At 67.3% G+C, this 20,660-nt stretch carries 2 protein-coding genes (1 of these 2 cut by a window edge); both read left to right on the top strand.

Annotation, left to right across the window (positions count from 1 at the left end):
- Positions 1 to 5,979, top strand: the end of a protein-coding gene (locus KI243_RS19940) for a non-ribosomal peptide synthase/polyketide synthase (RefSeq protein ID WP_212809803.1). The gene continues 19,986 nt to the left of window position 1, outside the view; the window shows 5,979 of its 25,965 coding nt (coding positions 19,987–25,965); its start codon lies beyond the left edge, outside the window; its stop codon occupies positions 5,977 to 5,979.
- Positions 5,976 to 20,660 (top strand): non-ribosomal peptide synthetase, encoded by a 14,685-nt coding sequence (locus KI243_RS19935; RefSeq protein WP_212809802.1) that lies wholly within the window; start codon positions 5,976 to 5,978, stop codon positions 20,658 to 20,660. The genes KI243_RS19940 and KI243_RS19935 overlap by 4 nt, the downstream gene beginning before the upstream one ends.

The raw sequence follows: 20,660 nt of genomic DNA, 5'->3' as shown, positions 1-20,660 counted from the left end.
CCGCTGATGCAACTGGTCTATGCCCATGATCCGCTGCACCAGCGCGTGGTGGCGATCCTGCAGTTCCATCACCTGGCCCTCGACCATACCGCCATGGAAGTGGTGGTACGGGAGATGCGCGCCTTGCTGCTGGACCCGGCGCACGCCCTGGCTGAGGCGATGCCTTATCGCAACTACGTGGCTCAGGCCCGCCTCGGCCTGGACGAACGCCAGCACGAGGCGTTTTTCCGCGAAAGGCTGGGCGACATCGATGAGCCGACCCTGCCCTTCGGCCTGCAGGATGTGCAGGGCGACGGACGGGATATCGAGGAGGCACGCCAGCCACTGGACCAGGCCTTGAGCCGGCGTTTGCGTAAGCAGGTGCGCACCCTCGGGGTGAGCGCCGCCAGCCTGATGCACCTGGCCTGGGCCCAGGTGCTGGGCCAGGTGTCGGGGCGTGATCAAGTGGTCTTCGGCACCGTGCTGATGGGGCGCCTGCAAGGCGGCGAAGGGGCCGACCGGGCATTGGGGATGTTTATCAATACCTTGCCGCTGCGGGTCGACCTGGGCGCGACGGGCGTGCGCGCCGGTGTGCGTGCCACCCACGCGCAACTGACGGCGCTGCTGGGTCACGAGCATGCCTCGCTGGCCCTGGCCCAACGCTGCAGCGCGGTCGGCCAGTCGTCGCCGTTGTTCAGTGCCTTGCTCAACTATCGCCACAGTGCGCCGGTCGAGGACACCTCGCCCGGCAAGGCGGTCTGGGAGGGCATCGAGGTGCTGGGCGGGGAAGAGCGCAGCAACTATCCGCTGACCCTGAGTGTCGACGACCTGGGCGAGGGCTTCGGCCTCAGCGTGCTGGCCCTGTCGCCGATCGGTGCGCAGCGGGTCTGTGGCTATATGCAGCGAGCTTTGGAACAACTGGTGCAGGCCCTGGAACAGGCGCCGGAGCGCAGCCTGGATCAATTGTCGATCCTGCCCGCTGCGGAACGGCGCCAGGTGCTGGTCGACTTCAATGCCAGTGCCGTGGACTGTCCTCGCGGCCACACCGTGCATGGCCTGTTCGAGGCCCGTGCGCAGGCCATGCCCGAGGCGCTGGCGGTGGTCCAGGGCACGGCGCGACTGACCTATAGCGAGCTGGATCGACGCGCCAACCGGTTGGCCCGTCATCTGCTCAAGCTGGGCGTGCAGCCGGACACTCGCGTGGCGATTTGCGTCCGGCGCGGGCCGGACATGCTGGTGGGGCTGCTGGCGATTCTCAAGGCCGGCGCCGCCTATGTGCCGATCGATCCGGCGCTGCCGGTCGAACGCCTGCGCTACCTGCTCGATGACAGCGCACCGTTGGCGGTGCTGCTGGATGCAAGCACCCGCGACCTGCTTGGCGAGCTGGCAGTGCCGCTGCTCGACCTGGACCGGCCGCAGTGGGATGACGAAGTCGTGACCAGTCCCCGGATCGACGGGTTGCTCCCGGCGCACCTGGCCTATGTGATCTACACCTCCGGCTCCACCGGTTTGCCCAAGGGCGTGATGGTCGAGCACCGGACCCTGGAAAACCTGGTGCACTGGCACTGCGCGGCCTTCGACCTGCGCCCTGGCGGACACACCGCCAGCGTCGCCGGCTTCGGTTTCGATGCCATGGCCTGGGAGGTCTGGCCGGCGCTGTGTGGCGGCGCGACCCTGCACCTGCCGCCAACCGATCTCGGCCATGGCGACATCGCCGGCCTGCTCGACTGGTGGCAGGCGCAACCGCTGGAGGTGGGCTTTCTGCCGACACCGGTGGCCGAATACGCCTTCAGCCAGGACCTGCAGCATCCAACCCTGCGCACACTACTGATCGGCGGTGATCGCCTGCGCCAGTTCAACCGGGCGCAGCGCTTCGCGGTGATCAACAACTACGGTCCGACCGAGGCCACGGTGGTGGCGACCTCCGGGCCCATGGCGGTCGACGGGCCGTTGCATATCGGCAAGCCGATGGCCAACGCCAGGGTCTACCTGCTGGACGCGCAGCAGCGTCCGGTGCCGGTCGGTGTCGCGGGTGAGCTGTATGTCGGCGGTGCCGGCGTGGCCCGCGGTTACCTGAACCGTGCGGACCTGACCGCCGAGCGTTTCCTCGACGATCCGTTCAGCGACCTGCCGGGCGCGCGGATGTACCGCACCGGTGACCTGGCGCGCTGGTTGCCCGATGGCAATATCGACTACCTGGGGCGTAACGACGACCAGCTCAAGGTCCGTGGCATGCGTATCGAACCGGGCGAGATCGAGACGACCCTGACCCGCCATGAAAGCTTGCGCGAGGCCGTGGTGCTGATGCGCGACGGGCGCCTGGTGGCCTATTTCACCGCTCAGGGGGCGCTGGATATCGAGGACCTGCGTGCCTGGCTGCAAGCACGCCTGCCGGACCATATGGTGCCTTCGGCCTATGTCTGCCTGGAGGCGCTGCCGCTGACCGCCAACGGCAAGCTGGACCGCAAGGCCCTGCCGGCACCGGACCAGGACGCCTTGCTCAGCCGCGAGTTCGAGGCGCCGCAAGGCGCGGTCGAAGTTACCCTCGCGCGGATCTGGGCCGAGGTGCTCAAGGTAGAGCAGGTGGGGCGTCACGACAACTTCTTCGAACTGGGTGGCCATTCGCTGCTGGCGGTGGGCCTGATCGAGCGCATGCGCCAGGTCGGCCTGAGCGCCGATGTGCGGGTGCTGTTCAACCAGCCGACCCTGGCCGCCCTGGCAGCGGCGATTGGCAGCGGCCGCGAGATCGTGGTGCCGGAAAACCTGATCCCCGTCGGTTCTACGCACCTCACACCCGAGCTGCTGCCATTGATCGAACTGGACCAGGCCAGCCTCGACCGGGTGATCGCCCGCGTACCGGGCGGCGCGGCCAATGTCCAGGATATCTACCCGCTGGCGCCGTTGCAGGAGGGTATTCTCTATCACCACATCAGTGCCGGGCAGGGCGACCCGTACCTGCTGCAATCGCAGATGGCCTTCGACAGCCTGGAGCGTTTTCAACGCTTCGCCGGGGCCTTGCAACAGGTGGTCGACCGCCACGATATCCTGCGCACGGCGGTGTTCTGGGAAGGCCTGGCCAGGCCGCTGCAAGTGGTCATGCGCCAGGCATCGCTGCTGGTGCGCGAGGTGCTGCTGGACCCGGCCGAGGGTGACATCCTCGAGCAGTTGCAGGCGCGTTTCGATGCCCGCCATCACCGCCTGGACATCGGCCAGGCGCCGTTGATCCAGTTGTTCTACGCTACCGATCCCGACCGTGGGCGAGTGGTGGTGCTGGTGCTGTTCCATCACCTGGCGCTGGACCACACGGCGATGGACGTGGTCAACCAGGAGCTGTGCACCTTCCTGCTGGACCGTGCCGATACCCTGGGCGTCCCGGTGCCGTACCGCAACTACGTGGCCCAGGCGCGCCTGGGCATCAGCGAGCAGGAGCACGAGGCGTTCTTCCGCGAGATGCTGGGGGCGATCGACGAGCCGACCCTGCCGTTCGGCCTGCAGGATGTGCAGGGCGATGGCAGCGCCATCGAGGAAGTCCGGCACTTGCTGCCGGCGGCCTTGAGTCGCGAGTTGCGGGCCCGCGCCCGCACGCTTGGGGTCAGCGCCGCGAGCCTGTTCCACCTGGCCTGGGCGCAGGTCCTGGCTGCCACCAGCGGCAAGCAGGCGGTGGTGTTCGGCACGGTGCTGCTGGGCCGCATGCAGGGTGGCGCAGGGGCGGACCGGGCATTGGGGATGTTTATCAACACCTTGCCGCTGCGGGTCGATATCGACGAGACCGGCGTGCGCGTCGGGGTCAAGGCGATCCACGCACGGCTGACGGCGTTGCTGGGTCACGAGCATGCCTCGCTGGCCTTGGCCCAGCGCTGCAGCGGGGTGGCGGCGCCCGTGCCGCTGTTCAGCGCGATGCTCAATTATCGCCACAGCGCCAGCGCTCCGGTGGAGACGCAGGTGCGCGAACAGCTGCAAGGGATCGAGACCCTGGCCAGCGAGGAGCGTACCAATTATCCGCTGGCCTTGAACGTCGACGACCTGGGCGAAGGTTTCCGCCTGACCGCCATGACAGCGGCGCAGATCGGTGCGCAACGTATCTGCGAGCTGATGCAGCATGCCCTGCAATCCTTGGCCGCGGCCCTGGAGCAGGCGCCCGAGCGGGCGTTGAACTGCCTGCCGGTGCTGACGCCGCAGGAGCGTGAGCACCTGCTGTTCGATCTCAATGCCACGCAGGTGGACTACAACCTCGAGCAGACCCTGCACGGGATGTTCGAGGCGCAGGTTGAGCGCACCCCGGATGCCGTGGCGGTGGTCGCAGACCAACATCAGCTGACCTATCGTGAACTGGACCGGCGTGCCAACCAGCTGGCCCACCATCTGCGCGAGCAGGGTGTGGAACCGGATGCGCGGGTGGCGATCTGTGTCGAGCGTGGCCTGGACATGGTCATCGGTCTGCTGGGCATCCTCAAGGCAGGCGGCGCTTATGTGCCGCTCGATCCTGCCTACCCGGCGGAGCGGATCGCCTACATGTTGCAGGATAGTGCGCCGGCAGCGTTGTTGGTGCAGGGCGCTACCCGTGGGCTCCTGGGCGATGTGGCCGTGCCGGTGATCGACCTCGACCCATCCACTTGGCAGGAACAGCCGAGCGTAGGTCCGCAGGTGCCAGGACTGACGGCGCGACACCTGGCCTATGTGATCTACACCTCGGGCTCCACGGGACAACCCAAGGGCGTGATGAACGAACACGGCGCGGTGGTCAACCGCCTGCTGTGGATGCAGGACGAATATGGCCTGACGGCGCAGGATGCGGTGTTGCAGAAAACCCCGTTCAGCTTCGACGTGTCGGTGTGGGAGTTCTTCTGGCCGCTGTTTACTGGTGCACGCCTGGTGATGGCCCGTCCCGAGGGGCACAAGGACCCGCTCTACCTGGGCGAGGTGATCGAGGCACAGAACATCACCACCTTGCACTTCGTGCCGTCGATGCTCGATGTCTTCCTCGCTCATGGCGACACGGGGCGTTGCGCCGGAGTGAAGCGGGTAATGTGCAGCGGCGAGGCGTTGCCGGGCAGCGTGGTACGGCGCTTCAAGACGCAGTTGCCCAAGACCGAACTGCATAACCTCTACGGTCCGACCGAAGCGGCGGTGGACGTGACGGCGTGGAACTGCGCCGGCCCGCTCGAGCTGACCCCGGACAACACACCGATCGGCAAGCCGATTGCCAATACACGGATGTACCTGCTCGATGGACAGGGGCAGCCGGTGCCCATGGGCGTGGTGGGTGAGCTGTATATCGGTGGGGTGCAGGTGGCGCGGGGTTACCTGAATCGTCCCGAGCTGACCGCCGAGCGTTTCCTCAAGGATCCGTTCAGCCCGCTCGATAACGCGCGGATGTACCGCACCGGCGATGTCGGGCGCTACCTGGCGGACGGCACCATCGAGTACCTGGGCCGCAATGACGATCAGGTGAAGATTCGTGGCCTGCGTATCGAACTGGGTGAAATCCAGGCACGCCTGGTCCGCCATCCAGCCATCGACGAAGTCGTGATCGTGGCCCGCGAAGATGTGCCAGGGGACAAGCGCCTGGTGGCGTATTACACCGCCGCCGAGCGCCAGGAGATCGACAGCCTGCGCGGCCATCTGCTGGAAAACCTGCCGGACTATATGGTCCCGGCGGTGTTCGTGCACCTCGATGCCTTGCCGTTGAGCCCCAACGGCAAGCTCGATCGCAAGGCCCTGCCAGCCCCGGACTCGTCGGCGTTGTCCAGCCGCGAATACGAGGCGCCGCTGGGCGAGACCGAAATCCTGATGGCGCGGTTGTGGCGCGAATTGCTCAATGTCGAGCGGGTTGGGCGGCATGACAATTTCTTCGAACTGGGTGGGCACTCGCTGCTCGCCGTCAGCCTGATAGGCCGGTTGCACCAGGAAGGCATGGAAGCCGATGTGAGGGCGTTGTTCGAACAGCCGACGCTGGCCGGATACGCCGCAATGACCGAAAGAATGGAGATCGTCCTGTGAGCGTGACTGAACTGCTGGCGACATTGAAGGCAAAAGACATCCAACTGGCCGTTCGCGGTGATCAACTGGTCGTGCAGGGCAACAAGCAGGCCCTGACCGAACCTGAGGTGATTGCCCGCCTGCGCGAGCACAAGGTGCTGCTGATCGAGATGGTCCGCAGCGGCGAGTATTCGGCCACGGCGTCGGGCCAGGTCGCGGTGCCGGTCAATGTCATTACCGCGCAGGTCGCGCGGATCACCCCGGCCATGCTGCCGCTGGCGACCCTGACCCAGGAGCAGATCGACCGCATCGTTGCCAGCGTTCCCGGGGGCGTGGCCAATGTGCAGGACATCTACCCGCTGGCGCCCTTGCAGGAGGGCATCCTCTACCACCATGTCAGCGCGGGGCAGGGCGATCCCTATGTGATGCAGTCGCAGTTCGCCTTCGAGGATCGCCAGCGTCTCGAGGCGTTTGCCCAGGCCTTGCAGGCGGTGATCGATCGTCACGACATCCTGCGTACCGCCGTGCACTGGGAAGGTCTGGAGAGCCCGGTGCAGGTGGTCTGGCGCCAGGCCACGCTGGTGGTGCAGGAGGTGGCGCTCGACCCGGCGGACGGGGACGTGCTCGCGCAGTTGCACGAGCGTTTCGACGGTCGTCACTACCGGTTGGATGTCGGCCTGGCGCCGCTGATCCGCATTGTCCATGCCCGGGACGAGGTCCATGGGCGGTGGGTGGCCATGCTGCTGTTCCACCATATGGCCCTGGACCACAGTGCCCTGGAGGTGGTGCGTCATGAAATGCGGGCCTTCCTCATGGGGCTCGGCGGCCAGTTGGGTCCGGCAGTGCCGTTTCGCAACTACGTGGCCCAGGCCCGGCTCGGCACCCGCGAGGAGGAACACGAACGTTTCTTCCGCGACATGCTCGGCGATATCGAGGAACCGACGCTGCCCTTCGGCCTGCAGGATGTGCAGGGCGATGGCACCGCCATCGAGGAGTTCAGCCTGGACCTGGACCCACACCTGAGCCGTAACCTGCGCAGCCGCGCGAAGCAACTCGGGGTGAGCGCCGCCAGCCTGTTCCACCTGGCCTGGGGGCTGGTGCTCGGGCAGGTCTCGGGCAAGCGCCACGTGGTGTTCGGCACCGTGCTGATGGGGCGGATGCAGGGCGGTGGCGAGGGCGACCGGGCGCTGGGGATCTTTATCAATACCTTGCCGTTTCGCGTGGATATCGATGGGCAGGGGAGCGAAGCCCGGGTCAGGGCGACCCATGCGCGGCTGACCACCCTGCTGCGCCACGAACATGCGCCACTGGCCCTGGCCCAGCGTTGCAGCGGCGTGGCGATACCGACGCCACTGTTCAGTTCGCTGCTCAACTACCGGCATTCGGCGGCACCTGGCGCGGGCGCCGCCCCGTCGGCCTGGCAGGGCATCAGCACGCTCAGTTCCGAGGAACGCACCAATTACCCGCTGACCATGAGCATCGACGACCTGGGCGAAGATTTCCGCCTGACCCTGCTGGCCAGTACCCAGGTCGATCCTCGGCGTATTTGTGCCTACCTGCGGACCGCCCTGGAAAACCTGGTGCAGGCCCTGGAACAGGCGCCCCAAAAGGCCCTGGAGCAGTTGTCTATCCTGCCCCTGGCCGAACGGACGCTGCTGCTGGAGGACTTCAATGCCAGTGCCACCGATGCCCCTCAGGACCTCACGGTGCACCAGCGCGTCGAGGCCCAGGCGCTGGCCCAGCCCCAGGCGCTGGCGGCGGTGTGCCAGGGCCAGCAACTGACTTACGATGAGCTCAATCGCCGGGCCGATACCCTGGCCCATCATCTGTGCGAGTCGGGCGTGCAACCCGACGATCGCGTGGCCATCGTTGCCCGGCGTGGCCTCGATACCCTGGTCGGCCTGCTGGCGATCCTCAAGTCCGGCGCTGGTTACGTGCCCATCGACCCGGCCCATCCGGCCGAGCGCCTGCGTTACCTGCTCGACGACTGCGCGCCGGTGGCGGTGCTGACCCAGGACAACCTGCTGGCGCGCCTGCCGAGCCTTTCGGTGCCGGTGATCAACCTCGACAAGCCGTTCTGGCAGGAGCACGCCGTTGCCCACGGGCAGCGCCCCGAGGTGACGCCGCGACACCTGGCCTACGTGATCTACACCTCGGGCTCCACTGGGTTGCCCAAGGGGGTGATGGTCGAGCACCAGACCCTGTGCAACCTGGTGGACTGGCATTGCACGGCCTTCGACCTGCGCCAGGGCCGGCACACCTCCAGCGTCGCCGGCTTCGGCTTCGATGCGATGGCCTGGGAAGTCTGGCCGGCCCTGTGCGCCGGAGCGACGCTGCACCTGCCGGCACCCGTCGAGGGCAGCGAGGATATCGACGCACTGCTGGACTGGTGGCGCGCCCAGCCGCTGGACGTGAGTTTCCTGCCGACCCCGGTGGCCGAGCATGCGTTCAGCCAGCACCTCGACCACCCGACCCTGCGCACGCTGCTGATCGGCGGCGACCGCCTGCGCCATTTCGCCAGGAACCCGTCGTTCGAGGTGATCAACAACTACGGCCCGACCGAAGCCACGGTGGTCGCCACCTCGGGCCGGGTCGAGGCCGGGCAGCTGCTGCATATCGGCAAGCCGATGGCCAATGCACGGATCTACCTGCTGGACGAACAGCAGCGCCCGGTGCCGCTGGGCGTGGCGGGGGAACTGTATGTGGGCGGTGCCGGCGTCGCGCGGGGTTACCTGAACCGTCCCGAGCTGACCGCCGAACGCTTCCTCGACGACCCGTTCAGCCGTGCGCCGCAGGCGCGCATGTACCGCACCGGCGACCTGGCGCGCTGGTTGCCGGACGGCACTGTCGAATACCTGGGGCGCAACGACGACCAGGTGAAGATTCGTGGCGTGCGCATCGAGCTGGGCGAGATCGAGAGCCGTCTCAACCAGTTGCCGGGCATCAAGGAAACCGTGGTCCTGGCCCGCGAGGACCAGCCGGGGCAGCCACGGCTGGTGGCCTATTTTATCGAGCAGGAGCAGGTCGCGCCGCTGGAAATGGCGCAGTTGCGTGCCTGGCTGCAAGCCCACTTGCCCGACTACATGGTGCCTGCGGCCTATGTGAAGCTGGCGGCGCTGCCGCTGACCGCCAACGGCAAGCTGGACCGCAAGGCACTGCCAAGGCCCGAACTGGAGGCGCTGTTCACCCGTGAATACCAGGCGCCGCAGGGCGCGATCGAAACGACCCTGGCGCAGATCTGGAGCGAGGTGCTGCACGTCGAGCGGGTGGGGCGCCACGATCACTTCTTCGAACTGGGCGGCCACTCGTTGCTGGCCATGCGCATGGTGTCGCAGGTGCGCCAGCGCCTGGGCGTGGAACTGGCACTGGGCGAACTGTTCGCCAATGGCGAGTTGCTGGCGGTGGCCGCCGCCGTGGCCCGGGCCGGGCGCAGCCATTTGCCGCCGATTCTCGCGGTGCCGCGCGAGGAGGGCCTGGCGTTGTCCTTCGCCCAGCAGCGCCTGTGGTTCCTGGCGCAGTTGGGTACGGCGGGCGGTGCCTACAATATTCCCATCGGCCTGGGCTTGCGCGGGTCCCTGGACAGCGAGGCGTTGCAACGTGCCCTGGCACGTATCGTCGTGCGTCACGAAGTCCTGCGCAGCCATTTTGTCCTGCACGACGACGAGCCACGGGTACACATCGCACCGGCCGGCGAGGCCTTCGACCTGGTGGTCGAGGACCTGCGTGGGGACGCTGCAGCACAAAAGGTCCTGCGGGCGCGGATCCGTCACGAGCGGGTCGCGCCCTTCGACCTGCAGCGCGGGCCCCTGATTCGCGCCAGTTTGCTGCGCCTGGCCGATGAACACCATGTGCTGCTGCTGACCCTGCACCACATCGTCTCCGATGGCTGGTCGATGGGCGTGTTGACTCGCGAGGCCATGGCGCTGTACGACGCCTTCCGCCGTGGCCAGGATGACCCCTTGCCGCCGTTGGCGTTGCAGTACGGCGACTATGCCGTGTGGCAACGCCGCTGGCTGGGCGGCGAGTTGTTGCAGCAACAGGGCGCCTACTGGCAACAGGCGCTGGCCGGTGCGCCGACGTTATTGCCGCTGCCCACCGACCGACCACGACCGCCGCGCCAGGATTTCACCGGCAGCAGCGTCGGCTTCCAGCTCGACGAGCGCCTGAGTGCCGGGCTCAAGGCCCTGGGGCAACGCCATGGCACCACCGCCTACATGACCCTGATGGCGGCGTGGGCCTTGCTGCTCGGACGCCTGAGCGGGCAGACCGACGTCGTCATCGGCTCGCCGGTGGCCAATCGCGGGCGGGCGGAAATCGAGGGGCTGGTGGGGCTGTTCGTCAATACCCTGGCGGTGCGTATCGATACCGCGCTGGAGCAGAGCGTCGAGGCGCTGCTGGCGCAGGTCCGGGCGCAGACACTGGCGGCCCAGGCGCACCAGGACCTGCCGTTCGAGCAGGTGGTGGAAATCGCCCGGCCGGCCCGCAGCCTGTCCCACAGCCCGCTGTTCCAGACCATGCTGTCGTGGCAGAGCGCGCCGCCGCAGCAGCTCGCCCTGGGCGACCTGCAACTGGAAAGCCTGGGCGAGAGCGAGCACTTCGCCAAGTTCGACCTGGCGCTCAATCTCGGCGAGGTCGGGGACTGCCTGGCCGGCAACCTGACCTATGCCACGGCGCTGTTCGACCCGGCGACGGTCGAGCGTTATGTCGGCTACTTCATCTCGGTGTTGCAGCAACTGGTCGCCAATGACCAGGCGACGCTGGGCCAGGTCAACCTGCTCGACGACGCCGAACGCGAGCACCTGCTGCGCGATTTCAATGCCCACCGGGCCGATTACCCGGTCGGCCAGACCGTGCACCGGCTGTTCGAGCGGCAGGCCGAACTTGCGCCGGGTGCCGTGGCGCTGCAGATGGGTGAACGGCGCCTGGACTATGGCGAGCTCAACCGGCAGGCCAACCAACTGGCCCATTACCTGCGGGCGCAGGGCGTGCGCCCGGATTCGCGGGTGGCGATCTGCCTGGAAAACCGCCTGGACACGATGCTGGGGCTGCTGGCGATCCTCAAGGCAGGCGGCGCCTATGTGCCGCTGGACCCGACTCATCCACCGGAGCGGATGGCCTATCTGTTGCAGGACAGCGCCCCGGTGGCAGTGCTGGCCCAGGGCGCGACCCGCACGTTGCTTGGCGACACCAGCATGCCCCTGATCGACCTGGACCGGCCGATCTGGCAGGACCAGCCCCAAACCAATCCCCAGGTACAGGAACTGACGGCACAACACCTGGCCTATGTGATCTACACCTCCGGCTCCACCGGCCTGCCCAAGGGGGTGATGGTCGAGCACCACACCCTGGAAAACCTGGTTCATTGGCACTGTGCTGCCTTTGACCTGCACCAGGGCAGCCACACGTCCAGTGTCGCCGGCTTCGGCTTCGATGCCATGGCCTGGGAGGTCTGGCCGGCCTTGTGTGCCGGTGCGACCCTGCATCTGCCACCGGCCAGCCTCGGCCATGGCAACCTTGATGCGCTGCTGGACTGGTGGCACGCCCAGCCCCTGGACGTCAGTTTCCTGCCAACGCCGATCGCCGAATACGCCTTCGGCCAGGGCCTCGAACACCCGACCCTGCGCACCCTGCTGATCGGTGGCGACCGCCTGCGGCAGTTGGCCCAGCCCCCGCGTTTCGCACTGGTCAACAACTACGGGCCGACCGAGACCACGGTGGTCGCCACCTCCGGGCGCCTGGAAGCCGGGCAGGTCCTGCATATCGGCAAGCCCATCGCCAATGCCCGGGTCTACCTGCTCGACGAACAACAGCGGCCAGTGCCGGTGGGCGTGGCCGGGGAAGTGTATGTCGGTGGCGCCGGGGTGGCCCGCGGTTATCTGAACCGCCCTGAACTGAGCGCCGAACGTTTCCTCGACGATCCGTTCAGCGACACGGCGCAGGCGCGGATGTACCGCACCGGTGACCTGGCACGCTGGCTGGCCGACGGCACGCTCGACTACCTGGGGCGCAATGACGACCAGGTCAAGGTGCGCGGCGTGCGTATCGAGCCGGGCGAGATCGAGAGCCGCCTGAATCAGTTGCCGGGGGTCAAGGAAGCGGTGCTGCTGGCCCGCGAGGACGAGCCGGGGCAGGTGCGCCTGGTCGCCTATTTCACCGCCCGCGAATGGGCCGAGCCCCTGGCGATGGGCGACTGGCGTGCGCGCCTGCTCGCGCAGTTGCCGGAGTACATGGTGCCGGCGGCCTTCGTGCGGCTGGAGGCACTGCCGCTGACGGCCAATGGCAAGCTCGATCGCAAGGCCTTGCCGCGCCCGGACCGGGAGGCGCTGTTCAGCCGTGAGTACCTGGCGCCGCAAGGGCAACTGGAAACCGCCCTGGCGCGGATCTGGGCCGAGTTGCTGCAGGTCGAGCGGGTCGGTCGCCACGATCATTTCTTCGAACTGGGCGGCCACTCGCTGCTGGCCATGCGCATGGTCTCGCAGGTGCGTCTGCACCTGCAGCGGGAGTTGTCGCTGGGCGAACTGTTCGCCAATCCCGAGCTGGCGGCCGTGGCGCGGGTTCTGGAAACCGCCGGGCACAGCGCCTTGCCGGCCCTGTTGCCGGTGCCCCGCGACCAGCCGCTGCCACTGTCGTTCGCCCAGCAGCGCCTGTGGTTCCTGGCACAGATCGAGGGCGCCAATACCGCCTACAACATTCCCGTCGCCCTGCGCCTGCGTGGCCAGCTTGACGGAGTGGCGTTGCAACGGGCGCTGGCGCGGATCGTCGCGCGTCACGAAACCCTGCGCAGCCGTTTTGTCGAGCATGATGAAGTGCCCCAGGTGCTGATCGAACCGGTCGGGTCCGGGCTGGAGCTGCATATCGAGGATCTGCGCCGCCATCCCCAGGCCCGGCAGGCCCTCGAGGCGTTGATCCAGGGCGAAGCCTCGGGACCGTTCGACCTGGCGCGCGGAGCGCTGATTCGTGGGCGCCTGGTGATTCTCGGCGACGATCACCATGTGCTGCTGCTGACCCTGCACCACATCGTCTCCGACGGTTGGTCGATGGGCGTGCTGACGCGCGAACTGGCGGCGCTCTATGCGGCTTTCAGCTGTGGCGAAAGCGATCCGCTGCCGCCGCTGGCGGTGCAGTACGGCGACTTTGCCGTCTGGCAGCGGCAATGGCTGGAGGGGGAAGTGCTGGCGCGCCAGAGCGCCTATTGGCAGCAGGCCCTGGCCGGGGCGCCGGCCTTGCTCATGCTGCCTACCGATCGTGCACGCCCGGCGCAGCAGGACTTCTCCGGCAGCAGTGTCGAAGTCTGGCTGGACGAAGCCCTGACCGCAGGACTGCGGGCGTTGAGCCAGCGCCATGGCACCACGCTGTACATGACCATGATGAGCGGCTGGGCGCTGTTGTTGAGCCGTCTGTCCGGGCAGGACGAGGTGGTCATCGGCTCGCCGGTGGCCAACCGCATGAGCGCCGAGGTCGAGACGCTGATCGGGCTGTTCGTCAACACCCTGGCGGTGCGCATCGAGGTGGCCGCCGCGCCGGATATCGAGGCGTTGCTGGCCCAGGTACGCGAACGTACGCTGGCGGCTCAGGCACACCAGGATCTGCCGTTCGAACAGGTGGTGGAAATCACCCGGCCGTTGCGCAGCCTCGCCCACAGTCCGCTGTTCCAGACCCTGCTGACCTGGCAGAACAGCGAACGGGCCGAAGGGGTGCTGGGCAACCTGAAACTCGAAGGGCTCAATGAGCCCAGCCACTTCGCCAAGTTCGACCTGTCGTTGAGCCTCGGCGAAGTGCGTGACGGCATCAGCGGCACCCTGGAGTACGCCACGGCATTGTTCGACGAGGCGACGATTCAGCGTTATGCCGGGTACTTCATTCGTGTCCTGCAGGCCATGGTCGCCGATGACCAGGCGCAGTTGGAGCAGGTACGCCTGATCGATGACGCGGAGCGCGAGCATCTGCTGTTCGATCTTAATGCCACGCAGGTGGACTACCACCTCGAGCAGACCTTGCACGGGATGTTCGAAGCGCAGGTCGAGCGCACACCGGATGCGGTGGCGGTGATCGCTGGCGAGTATCAGTTGACCTATCGCGAACTGGACCGGCGTGCCAACCAGCTGGCCCACCATCTGCGCAGGCAGGGCGTCGTCCCGGATGCGCGAGTGGCAATCTGTGTCGAGCGCGGCCTGGAGATGGTCATCGGCCTGTTGGCGATTCTCAAGGCGGGCGGCGCCTATGTACCGCTCGATCCTGCCTACCCATCGGAGCGGATCACCTACATGCTGCAGGACAGCGCGCCGGTGGCGGTGCTGGTACAGGGCGCTACCCGCGAGTTGCTGGGTGATGTGGCCGTGCCGGTGGTCGATCTGGGCCTCAATGCCTGGCAAGACCTGTCCGTCACCCGTCCCGACCAATCGGAGCTGAACGCGCGACACCTCGCCTATGTGATCTACACCTCGGGCTCCACGGGGCAACCCAAGGGCGTGATGAACGAGCATGGCGCGGTGGTCAACCGCCTGCTGTGGATGCAGGACGAATATGGCCTGACGGCGCAGGATGCGGTGCTGCAGAAAACCCCGTTCAGCTTCGACGTGTCGGTCTGGGAGTTCTTCTGGCCGCTGTTCACTGGCGCACGCCTGGTGATGGCCCGTCCCGAGGGGCACAAGGACCCGCTCTACCTGGGTGAGGTGATCGAGGCACAGAACATCACCACCTTGCACTTCGTGCCGTCGATGCTCGATGTCTTCCTGGCCCATGGCGACACGGGCCGGTGCGCCGGAGTGAAGCGGGTGATCTGCAGCGGCGAGGCCTTGCCGGGCAGCGTGGTACGTCGCTTCAAGACGCAGTTGCCCAAGGCCGGACTGCATAACCTCTACGGTCCGACCGAAGCGGCCGTGGATGTCACCGCCTGGGATTGCTCGGGCTCCGTGGCCCAGACCCCGGACAACACACCGATTGGCAAGCCGATTGCCAATACGCGGATGTACCTGCTCGATGGGCAAGGGCAACCGGTGCCCATGGGCGTGGTGGGCGAGCTGTATATCGGTGGGGTGCAGGTGGCGCGGGGTTACCTGAATCGTCCCGAGCTGACCGCCGAGCGTTTCCTGGAAGATCCGTTCAGCCCGTTCGACAACGCACGGATGTACCGCACCGGTGACGTTGGGCGCTACCTGCCGGATGGCGCCATCGAGTACCTGGGGCGCAATGACGATCAGGTGAAGATTCGCGGCCTGCGTATCGAGCTGGGCGAAATCCAGGCACGCCTGGTCCGCCATCCAGCCATCGACGAAGCCGTGATCGTGGCCCGCGAGGATGTGCCAGGGGACAAGCGCCTGGTGGCGTACTACACCGGCGAAGCGCTGGCTGTCGAGGTCCTGCGCGTTCACCTGCTGGAAAACCTGCCGGACTATATGGTCCCGGCGCTGTTCGTGCACCTCGATGCCTTGCCGTTGAGCCCCAACGGCAAGATTGATCGCAAGGCGCTGCCGGCCCCGGACTCGTCGGCGTTGTCCAGCCGCGAATACGAGGCGCCGCTGGGCGACACCGAAATCCTGATGGCCGGGCTGTGGAGCGAACTGCTCAAGGTCGAGCGGGTAGGGCGCCATGACAACTTCTTCGAACTGGGTGGGCACTCGCTGCTGGCGGTCAACCTGGTCGGGCGCATGCGCCGGCTGGGCTTGTCGGCCGATGTCCGGGTACTGTTCGGGCAACCGACGCTGGCGACCTTCGCGGCGGCTGTTGGCGGCGGTCGCGAGATTGAGGTGCCGGCCAACCGCATCGCCTCGTCTAGCCTGCGGATCACCCCGCAGGACCTGCCGCTGGTGGATCTGGACCAGGATGCCATCGATTGCATCGTCGCCCGCATTCCCGGTGGTGTCGCCAATGTGCAGGATATCTACGGGCTGGCGCCGTTGCAGGCCGGTATTCTCTACCATCACCTGGCGGCCACCCAGGGCGATCCGTACGTGCTGCAGGCGCAGTTTGCCTTTGCCGACGAGGCTCGCCTGCGAGCGTTCGCCGAGGCCCTGCAACGTGTGATCCAACGCAACGATATCCTGCGCAGCGCGATGCTCTGGGACGGTCTCGAAGTGCCGGTGCAGGTGGTGTTGCGCGAAGCGCCGCTGGACATCGAGGCGCTGCTGCCCGATGCCGCGTGCGGCGATGTCCTGGACTACCTGCAGGAGCGTTTCGACCCGCGTCACTACCGCCTGGATATCACCCGGGCGCCACTGATGCGCCTGGTGCACTGCTGGGACCCGGCCCGTGGCGAGATCATCGCCCTGTTGCTGTTCCATCACCTGGTCATGGACCACGTGGCCCTGGATGTGCTGCAGCACGAGTTGCAGGCCTGCCTGCTGGGTCGGGGCGACCAGCTGGGGCCGGCAGTGCCCTATCGCAACTATGTGGCCCAGGCGAGCCTGGGCAGCGATGAGCAGGAACACGAGGCATTCTTTCGCGAAATGCTGGGCGATATCGACGAGCCGACTTTGCCGTTCGATCTGCGTGAAACGCAGGAGGACGCCAGCGAGGTCGACGAAGGCCAGCGTCCGGTCGAGCGTGACCTGAGTCGACGCCTGCGGGTTCAGGCGCGGCAGTTGGGTGTCAGCGCGGCGAGCCTCATGCACCTGGCGTTTGCCCGTGTGCTCGGGGCCTTTTCCGGCCGCGACCAGGTGGTCTTCGGCACAGTGCTGCTCGGTCGCTTGCAAGGTGGTGAGGGCGCCGAGCGGGCCCTGGGGGTGTTTATCAATACCCTGCCGCTGCGGGTCGACCTGGGCGATGAGAGCGTGCGCGATGCGTTGCTCGCCACCCATGCGCGCCTGGCCCAGTTGCTCGCCCATGAGCACGCGCCGCTGGCCCTGGTCCAGCGCTGCAGCGGCGTAGCGCCGAATACGCCGCTGTTCAGTGCCTTGTTCAACTATCGCCACGGTGCCGCAGCCACCCCGTCATCCGCGCAGAAAGCCACGGCCTGGCAGGGCATCCGCCTGCTCAAGGCCCGTGAGCGCAGCAACTACCGGTTGAGCCTGAGTGTCGATGACCTGGGCGAGGACTTCCTGCTGTCGGCCATGGCGCCACCGGGTATCGGCGCGCATCGCGTGTGCGAGGCCATGCATGTGCTGCTGGAGCAGTTGCTGGTCGCCCTGGAACAGCCGCCCGAACTGGCCATCGGCAGCCTGGCGGTGCTGGCGGACAGCGAGCGACGGCAGTTGCTGGAGACGTTCAATGCCACTGAACGCGAGTACCCCCGCGAGCGCACCGTGCATGCGTTGTTCGAAGCCCGGGCGGCTGCCCGTCCCGACGCGGTGGCAGCGGTGCACGGGGCACAGGTCGTCGCCTATGGCGAACTGAATGCCCGGGCCAACCGCCTGGCGCATTATCTGATCGCCCAGGGTGTGCAACCGGGTGACACGGTGGCGATCCTGCTGGCGCGTTCGCTGGACCTGCTGGTCAGCCAGCTGGCCATCAGCAAGTGCGCGGCGACCTATGTGCCGCTGGATATCCAGGCGCCGGCCGAGCGCCAGCTGTTCATGCTCGAGGACAGCCGTGCGGTGGCGCTGCTGACCCATGGCGGGTGTACGCTGGCGCATCCGTCGGCGCGGATCGAGCTCGATACCCTGGTGCTGGAAGGCATGTCCGAGGACAACCCGGACATCGCGCAATCGTCCGAGGCGGTGGCCTATATCATGTACACCTCCGGTTCCACCGGCACCCCCAAGGGCGTGCGGGTGCCCCATCGGGCGATCAGCCGGCTGGTGATCAACAACGGTTATGCCGACTTCAACGAGCACGACCGCGTGGTCTTCGCCTCGAACCCGGCGTTCGATGCCAGCACCATGGATGTCTGGGGCGCATGGCTCAATGGCGGGGAGGTGCTGGTGATCGATCACCAGACCCTGCTCGATCCGAGCGCTTTCGGCCAGGCCCTGAGTGCCGGTGGGGCGAGCATCCTGTTCGTCACCACGGCGCTGTTCAACCAGTATGTGCAGATGATTCCCGAGGCCCTGGCCGGGCTGCGGATTCTCCTCTGTGGTGGCGAGCGGGCCGATCCGGCGGTCTTCCGTCGCCTGCTGGCCCAGGCCCCGGCGTTGCGCCTGGTGCATTGCTACGGACCGACCGAAACCACCACCTACGCCACCACGCTGGAGGTCAAGGCGCTGGCTGCGGATGCCCAGAGCGTGTCCATCGGCGGGCCGATCTCCAACACCCGCGTCTATGTGCTTGATGCCCGCCAGCAACCGGTGCCGGTGGGCGTGACGGGGGAGATCTATATCGGTGGCGAGGGGGTGGCCAAGGGGTATCTGAACCGTCCGGGACTGACGGCCGAGAAGTTCCTCGCCGACCCGTTCAACCCACAACCGGACCGCCTGATGTACCGCACCGGCGACCTCGGGCGGTGGTCGGCACAAGGGCAACTGGAGTGTATCGGTCGCAACGACGACCAGGTGAAACTGCGCGGCTTCCGTATCGAACTGGGCGAAATCGAGACCTGCCTGGCGACGTGTCCCGGGGTCCGGGACACCTGGGTGCTGCTGCGCGAGGACGCGCCGGGCGACAAGTGCCTGGTGGCCTACTACACCGCGCAGGAGCCTTCGCCGGCGCCGACGATCGGCGAGCTGCGCGCCCATCTGCAGGGCCATCTGCCGGAGTACATGGTGCCCTCGGCCTATGTGCAACTGGCCGCGCTGCCGCTGACCGCCAACGGCAAGCGGGACCGCAAGGCCTTGCCGGTGCCGACGCCGCAGGCCTGGATCGGTCGGGTCTACGAGGCCCCCGCCAATGCCCTGGAAAGCACCCTGGCCGGGTTGTGGGCCGAGGTGCTGAAGCTGGAACGGGTGGGCCGTCACGACAGCTTCTTCGAGCTGGGCGGGCACTCGCTGCTGGCCGTACGGCTGGTCAACCTGCTGGAGCAGGCCGGCCTGCCGGTGACCCTGGCCGAGCTGTTCCAGCATGCCAGTGTCGAATCGCTGGCCACCTTGCTCGAGCAGCGCTCGCCACTGCCCGAGCGCGTGGAACCGTGGGTCGTGGTGCGCAGCACGGGGAGCCAGCCACCCTTGTTCCTGGTGCATGAATTCAGCGGCGCTGATTTGTACTTCCCGGCGCTGGGCCAGCACCTGGAGGGTGATTTCCCGATCTACGGCCTGCCCGGCGTGGCACCGGGGCAACCGCGCCTGGACACCCTGGAGTGCCTGGCGTCGCGCCTGCTGGAGGTGATCCGGACGGTGCAGCCCGAGGGCCCGTATCGCCTGGCCGGCTGGTCGTTCGGTGGGGTGCTGGCCTACGAGATCGCCCAGCAGTTGCTGGGGCAGGACCAGGTCGTGGCGTTCCTCGGCCTGATCGATACCTATGTGCCGCGCCTGACCGACCAGGGCAAGGCGCGCTGGTCCGATGAGCATGCCCATAAACGCCATCTGCTGCTGCAATGCACGGCCCTGGCGACGGTCGGGGGCAACCGGCAGGTACTGGAACAACTGGCGGTACTGGAGCAGGGCTGCGAGGCAATCGACTTCGACGACCTGCTCGAACATTGCCGGCAGCAGCAGTTGCTGCCGCAGGCGCTGGCCGATGCCAGCGTGGCGGAGCTGTGGCCGGTGCTGGATCGGGAAGTGGCCCACGGTCACGCTCTGGCCCATTACCGCTTGCATCCGATCGACCTGCCGGTGCACTTGTTCAGCGCCCGCGAGCGTCCGACCGAACTGTCCCGGCGCAGCGAATCCCATGGCTGGGCCGAGGTGCTGCCCGCCGAACGCCTGCGGCGCATCGAGGTGTCGGGGGACCATATGAGCATGATGCAGGCGCCGCATGTCCGTGAGCTGGGCCGCACCATTGCTGCGGCCATGGCCATGGCTGCCGGCACCGCGACCCGCGCGGCGCCACACCAGCCGTTGTTGACGATCCAGACCGGGCGGGCGGGACGGACGCCGATCTTCTGCGTGCCGGGGGCCGGGGACAGTGTCACCGGGTTTATCGGCCTGACCGACGCGCTGGGCGCGGACTGGCCGCTGATCGGCCTGCAGCCTCGGGGACTGGACGGTGCCGGGGCACCTCACAGCCGGGTCGAAAGCGCGGCGCGGCATTACCTGCAGGCCATCGAGCAGAGCCATCCGCACGGGCCGTTGCACCTGATTGGCCACTCCTTTGGAGGCTGGGTCGCCTTTGAAATGGCGGTCTGCCTGCAGGCCGCCGGGCGCGAGGTGGCGTCACTGACGCTGATCGACAGCGAGCCGCCTGGCGGTACCGGCGTGGTCGGCCGACCCTACACCACCACCGCAGCCCTGCAACGGCTGATCGAGGCCATGCAACTTGCCTCGGGCAAGTCGCTGGGCATCGACCCCGTGGCCTTTGCCGCGCTGGACGATACGGTGCAGCTCGAGCAGTTGCAGGCGGGCATGGTGCGGGTCGGCCTGCTGTCGGCACGCTCGGCGAAGGAGGCGATGCACGGCCCGGCCCGCACCTTCTCCACCGCCTTGCGCACCCTCTATCGACCGCAGCAGCGCTACCGGGGAGTGGCCCGCCTGGTGCTGGCGCAGGACCCGACCCTCGATAGCGTCGGCAACCAGCGTGAGCAGGAGGCGATGATCCGCGGCTGGAGCCAGCATGTCGGTGAGCTACGGACCTGGTATGGGCCGGGCAACCATTTCAGCCTGCTCAAGGCGCCGGATGTCTCCCACCTGGCGGCCTGGTGGCTGGAGGGGGTGGCGCTGGGGGAAGGGGTTTCATGA

Origin of the sequence: Pseudomonas sp. Ost2 (genome assembly GCF_018326065.1) — a bacterium.
Classification (GTDB): Bacteria; Pseudomonadota; Gammaproteobacteria; order Pseudomonadales; family Pseudomonadaceae; genus Aquipseudomonas; species Aquipseudomonas gingeri.
Note: the sequence above shows the minus strand (reverse complement) of the source record. Positions and strands in the feature narration are given on the sequence as shown.